The following is a 5849-nucleotide window of genomic DNA, read 5'->3' as shown; positions in this document are numbered from 1 at the left end:
CCGGACGAAGTGATCTACGAGACCGATCCGGCCGACAGCCATCGACTCGCCCACACCGACAGCCCCGGCCTGGAGGCCGCGTTCGAGGCCGCTGCCGGCGGCGAGGACGTTCCTGCGCAACCAGCGGCCGTGGTCGCAGCACCCGCTCCAGTTGCACGCACCGATGCCGCGCCGCCACCGCGCGTGGCCGTGGACGCGCCAGCAGGCCACCGCCCGAGCAGCTGGCAGGAGCTGCAGGCACAGGCACATCGGCCCGCCAGCAGCCCGCATCCACAGAACCGACGCGCCGGCGAGCGCACCTCGCGCTGGCTGCGCCTGCGCTGCGGCACCCAGGCCTATGCACTGGAACTGCTGAAGGTGCAGGAAGTGGTGCTGCCGGTGCCGCTGCTGCCGTTGCGCGGCACTGCGCCGGCCATGCTGGGCATCATGAACCTGCGTGGCCAGGTGGTACCGGTGATGGACCTCGGCCTGCACCTGGGCGCCGCGGCCGCCGAAGACGACTCACAGACCCGCATCGTGGTGCTGGAGGAAGACGGCGAGACCATCGGCCTGCGCGTGTCGGCAGTGGAAGATGTCGCCAACCTCACCGATTCGCAGATCGAACCGCCCGATACCGCGCGCATCTGCCAGATCTCCAACGACCTGTTCCGTGGCGTCGCCCGGGTCAGCCAGCGCCCGATGATCCTGCTGGATGCCACCCGGTTGCTGAGCTGAGCGGAAAAAGGGGACGGAGGGGATTAAGTCGCAATCGACCAGGCTCTCCCGCAGCCACCCTCGGCAACGGCGACCACGCAGTGGGGGACGTAAGGTATTGATCCAACGGATCAACGCCTTGCGTCCCCGACAGGCACCGCATCGGCGCAAACCGCCGAGCCAGTTGCGACTTAATCCCCTCCGTCCCCTTTTCAACAGCGACCGCATCGACGCACCGCGTCGATTCCCCTAAAGAACCCCACCGGGGTGCCGTTATGGATCACGGAACCGTTTGTCCGGAGCAACGATGAGCACTGTCGAACTGGGTGGGGATCTCGGCATCGAGAGCACCACCGAGCTCAAGAACCGCCTCGCCCCGCTGGTGGCGCAGGCAGGCGAGCTGACCCTGGATGCCAGCCAGGTCGCCCGCATCCACACGGCCGCCGTGCAGGTGCTGTGTGCGTTCGTGCAGGCCCGCCGCGAGGCAGGCCTCGGCACCGGCTTCCTCGGTTGCACTGCAACCTTCCGTGACGCCGCGCGCCTGCTGGGCGTCACCCAGGCCCTGGGCCTGGACGTAACCCATGACAACCTGAAATCTGTGGAGAACGCTGCATGAGCGCACGTATCTTGGTGGTGGACGATTCGGCGTCAATGCGCCAGATGGTGTCCTTCGCCCTCACCTCGGCCGGTTTTGCCGTCGAAGAAGCTGAAGACGGCGCGGTCGCGCTCGGTCGCGCCAAGGGCCAGCGCTTCAATGCGGTGGTCACCGACGTCAACATGCCGAACATGGACGGCATCGCGCTGATCCGCGAACTGCGCCAGCTGCCGGACTACAAGTTCACGCCGCTGCTGATGCTGACCACCGAATCGGCCGCCGACAAGAAGTCCGAAGGCAAGGCCGCCGGTGCCACCGGCTGGCTGGTCAAGCCGTTCAATCCGGAACAGCTGGTCGCCACCGTGCAGAAAGTGCTGGGCTGATCGCCCGCCACCGCTCCCCCTCTTCGCTTCCGGACCACCACTGCCATGAGCATGGACCTGCAACGCTTCCACGCCACCTTCTTCGAGGAGAGCCGCGAAGGCCTCGACGCGATGGAGGCTGGCCTGCTGGCCCTGGAATCGGGGCAGCAGGACGCGGAGATCATCAATTCGGTGTTCCGCGCCGCCCACTCGATCAAGGGCGGCGCCGGCACCTTCGGCTTCGATGCGATCGCCGGCCTGACCCATGTGCTGGAAACGCTGCTCGATGAGCTGCGTGCCGGCAAGCGGGCGCTGGAAGGCCACGCCGTCGACGCCATGCTGTCCTCGGTGGACGTGCTGCGCGCCCTGCTGCGCGAAGCCGAACACGGCCAAGCCGCCGATCCCGCCGCAGTTGCTGCGGTGAAGGCGCGCCTGGAGGCGGTTCTTTCCGGCGAGGCCGCAGCGAGCGCCCCCGCGGCCGCCGCAGCCAAGGTGGACGATACGCCGGAAGCCTGGCAGATCGGCTTCACCCCGGCGCCATCGCTGTTCATGAGCGGCAACGACCCGCTGCGCATCATCCGCGAACTTGAGCACCTGGGTTCGCTGCAGGTCGCCGCGCGCATGGAACGCCTGCCCGGCTTCGCCCAGCTCGACCCGCTCGAGGCCCACCTGGCGTGGGACCTGGGTCTGGTCGGCAAGGTGCCGCGCAGCAAGATCGAAGACACCTTCGCCTGGGTGCTGGACGACTGCGAACTGGACATCCGTCCGGCTGCGCCGCCGAGCCTGGCCACCGAGGCACCTGCCACACCCGCCCCTTCCACACCGGCTGCCGTTGTGCCGGCGGCACCCGCCGCCGCTGCCAGCAGCGCTGGCGGCCAGGAAGCCGAAACCTCGATCCGGGTCAGCGTCGACAAGGTCGATGCGCTGATCAACCTGGTCGGCGAACTGGTCATCACCCAGGCCATGCTCAAGCAGGTCTCGCACGCGCTGGACCCGGTCCACGCCGAGAGCCTGTTCGCCGGCCTGGACCAGCTTGAACGCAACACCCGCGACCTGCAGGAAGCGGTGATCGGCGTGCGCATGCTGCCGGTCGATGCGGTGTTCCGCCGCTTCCCGCGCCTGGTCCGCGACCTGTCCAGCCGCCTCGGCAAGCAGGTCCGCCTGCGCACCGTCGGCGAAGGCACCGAACTGGACAAGGGCCTGATCGAAAAGATCGCCGATCCGCTGGTGCACCTGGTGCGCAACTCGATTGACCACGGTCTGGAAATGCCCGACGTACGTCGCGGTGCGGGCAAGGACGAGACCGGCACGATCACCCTGGCAGCCTCGCATCAGGGCGGCCATATCGTCATCGAAGTCAGCGACGACGGCCGCGGCCTGGACCGCGCCAAGATCCTGGCCAAGGCCACCGAACGCGGCCTGGCGGTGCCGGACAACCCGACCGATTCGCAGGTCTGGGACCTGATTTTCCAGCCGGGTTTCTCCACCGCCGATGCAGTCACCGACCTGTCCGGCCGTGGCGTCGGCATGGACGTGGTCCGCCGCAACATCCAGGCGCTGGGGGGCGAGGTCCAGATCGAAAGCAGCCTCGGCGCTGGCACCCGCACGCTGATCCGCCTGCCGCTGACCCTGGCCATCCTCGATGGCATGACCGTGGCGGTGGCCGGTGAAACCCTGATCCTGCCGCTGGCTTATGTGCTTGAGGCCCTGCAGCCGCAGGCCGAGGACATCCGCAGCATGGCCGGCGAAGGCCGCGTGCTGCGCGTGCGTGGCGAGTATCTGCCGATCCTGTCGCTGAGCGAGTACTACGGCTACGGCAACCGCGCCCCCGGCAGCGAATCGCTGGTGGTGGTGGTCGAAGGCGATGGCCAGAAGATCGCGCTGGAAGTGGACGAGCTGGTCGGCCAGCAGCAGGTGGTGGTGAAGAACATCGAGAACAACTACCGCCGCATCGGCGGGGTGTCCGGTGCCACCATCCTCGGCGATGGCCGCGTGGCACTGATCGTCGACATCGGCGGTCTGGTGCGCTCGCTGCGGATGCCGCAGGCCGCCTGATCCACGCTGCATGCGTGTACTGGACCGCCGCCCTTCGGGGCGGCGGTTTTCGTTTGCGCGCACGGCCACGATCTGACCGCGCTCGCTTCGCCAGGCATACCGTGAACTCCGTCTGCACGAAGGTTTCGGGCGCAACCTTGCCGTTCAAGCGAAAGCCCTGTCATGGCACCACTTTCGCGACGTCATCCCTACGCAACCGAATGTGATCTGCGTCCATAAAATCCATCCGAACTGCGCCGCTATTTCGCTTTGACGGCCGTCACCGAACCCCCACCGGGCACCACCGTTCGCTCTGCAACCACCCCCAGCCGACGCAACGACGCCGGCGCCCTGCCCACCTGGAGCACCCTGCATGAAGTGGTTCCACGATCTGCCCATCGCCCGCAAGCTGGCCGTGGGGTTCACCCTCACCACCTTGATGACCCTCGTCCTCGGCGCATTCGCACTGCTGCGGCTCAACGAGGCCAACAAGCAACTGGGCGAGATGGCCAGCAACGATATTCCCTCGGTGCAGCATCTCGGCGAGGCGCGCTCGCAACTCGGCGAGTTCCGCACCTACGAGCTGGCTCTGTTGAGCATGCTCGACCAGCCTGACAAGGTGGCCGACTACTACAAGCGCATGGACGACACCGCCAAGGCCGTACATGACGAACTGGCCGCCTACTCGGCACTGCCAGCCCTGGCCAAGGAGCGCGAGCTGTACGCTGCGGCAAACGTGCAACTGGACCGCTACTTCGCTGCCAACAAGGCCATGCGCGAAGCCGTCGCGGCAGGCGACGGCACCTTGGCGCGGCAGATCTCCGACGAACAGTCGCGCCCGGCCCGCCGTGATCTGTTCGCTGCGATGAAGACCCTCGGCACCCATATCGCCGGCCTGATGGATGCCAAGATCGCCGATGCAAATGCCACCCACCGCGCCAGCATGATCGCCATCATCGGCTGCATCGTGCTGCTGTCGCTGGTGGCAGCCGCGCTGGCAACGGTCATCTCGCGCGCCGTCACCGGCCCGCTCGGCAAGGCCGTACATGCCATCCAGGCCGTTGCCCGTGGCGATCTCAGCGTCAGCACCCAAGCCACCAGCAAGGACGAAGCCGGCAAGATGCTGGCCGCCACCACCGAAATGACCGCGATGCTGCGCCGCTTCTCCGAGCAGACCCAGCTGATGGCGCAGATGCACGCCGGTCCAGACATCAGCCACCGCATTCCGGAAGACTTCCCGGGCGTCTATGGGCAGCTGGCCAGCGGTATCAACACGGTCATTTTCGAACATCTCGACGCGATCCGCGATGCCATCGACGTGCTCAACCAGTACGCCACCGGCAACCTCACCCCGGACGCACGCCGCCTGCCGGGCAGCCGCGCGATCCTGCACGAGTCGATGGATGCGGCCAAGGCCAGCCTGCTGGCCATCAACACGCAGATCCAGCAGCTGGCCTCGGCGGCTGCCGCCGGCGACTTCAGCCAGCGCGGTGATGCGCAGCGTTTCGATCACGATTTCCGCGTGATGATCGAGCAGCTCAACAGCATGATGCAGGTGGCCGACGGCAACCTCGGCCAGCTCTCGCAGCTGCTGCAGTCGATCGCCGCCGGCGACCTGACCGCGCGCATGAACGGCCAGTTCAACGGCGTGTTCGCACGCATGCGTGACGACGCCAACACCACCGTCGCGCAGCTGACGCAGATCGTCGGCCAGATCCAGGCCAGCGCGTCCAGCATCACCCTCGCCGCTGGCGAGATCGCGTCGGGCAACAGCGATCTGTCGCGCCGCACCGAGCAGCAGGCCGCCAATCTGGAAGAAACCGCCGCGTCGATGGAGGAACTGACCTCCACCGTGCGCCAGAACGCCGAGCACGCCCGCCAGGCCAATCAGCTCGCCATCGGCGCACATGGCGTCGCCTCGCAGGGCGGTGAAGTGGTCGGCCAGGTGGTCACCACCATGTCGGCCATCGAAGCCTCGTCGAAGAAGATCGCTGAGATCATCTCGGTCATCGACGGCATCGCCTTCCAGACCAACATCCTGGCGTTGAATGCTGCAGTGGAAGCTGCCCGCGCAGGTGAACAGGGCCGTGGCTTCGCCGTGGTCGCCAGCGAAGTGCGCACCCTCGCCCAGCGCTCGGCCGCTGCCGCCAAGGAGATCAAGGGCC

5 protein-coding genes are annotated in these 5849 nt (G+C 67.2%); all 5 read left to right on the top strand.

The window, feature by feature from the left end; all coding sequences use genetic code 11:
* Positions 1-714 (top strand): chemotaxis protein CheW (locus ACMZ91_RS07105; protein ID WP_495497659.1); only part of this gene is annotated, 714 nt, incomplete at its 5' end.
* 286 nt (positions 715-1000) lie between these two features.
* Positions 1001-1309 (top strand): STAS domain-containing protein, encoded by a 309-nt coding sequence (locus ACMZ91_RS07100; protein ID WP_049461535.1) that lies wholly within the window; start codon positions 1001-1003, stop codon positions 1307-1309.
* Entirely contained in the window at positions 1306-1671 is a 366-nt protein-coding gene (locus ACMZ91_RS07095; protein WP_005409521.1) for a response regulator, read from the top strand. The genes ACMZ91_RS07100 and ACMZ91_RS07095 overlap by 4 nt, the downstream gene beginning before the upstream one ends.
* 45 nt (positions 1672-1716) lie before the next feature.
* Positions 1717-3705, top strand: a complete 1989-nt coding sequence (locus tag ACMZ91_RS07090; RefSeq protein WP_032129224.1) for a chemotaxis protein CheA — start codon at positions 1717-1719, stop codon at positions 3703-3705.
* 352 nt (positions 3706-4057) lie between these two features.
* Positions 4058-5849, top strand: a 1792-nt coding sequence (locus ACMZ91_RS07085; RefSeq protein ID WP_495497658.1) for a methyl-accepting chemotaxis protein, incomplete at its 3' end; no start/stop codon positions are given.

This window comes from Stenotrophomonas sp. FR024 (assembly GCF_047500745.2).
GTDB lineage: Bacteria > Pseudomonadota > Gammaproteobacteria > Xanthomonadales > Xanthomonadaceae > Stenotrophomonas > Stenotrophomonas maltophilia_A.
The sequence above is the reverse complement of the archived record's forward strand: the minus strand, read 5'-3'. Positions and strand labels throughout refer to the sequence as shown.

What these genes read in the sequence shown, in the direction of transcription:
- ACMZ91_RS07090 (WP_032129224.1), top strand. Translation starts at nt 1,717, where the DNA reads ATGAGCATGGACCTGCAACGCTTCCACGCCACCTTCTTCGAGGAGAGC.
- ACMZ91_RS07095 (WP_005409521.1), top strand. Translation starts at nt 1,306, where the DNA reads ATGAGCGCACGTATCTTGGTGGTGGACGATTCGGCGTCAATGCGCCAG.
- ACMZ91_RS07100 (WP_049461535.1), top strand. Translation starts at nt 1,001, where the DNA reads ATGAGCACTGTCGAACTGGGTGGGGATCTCGGCATCGAGAGCACCACC.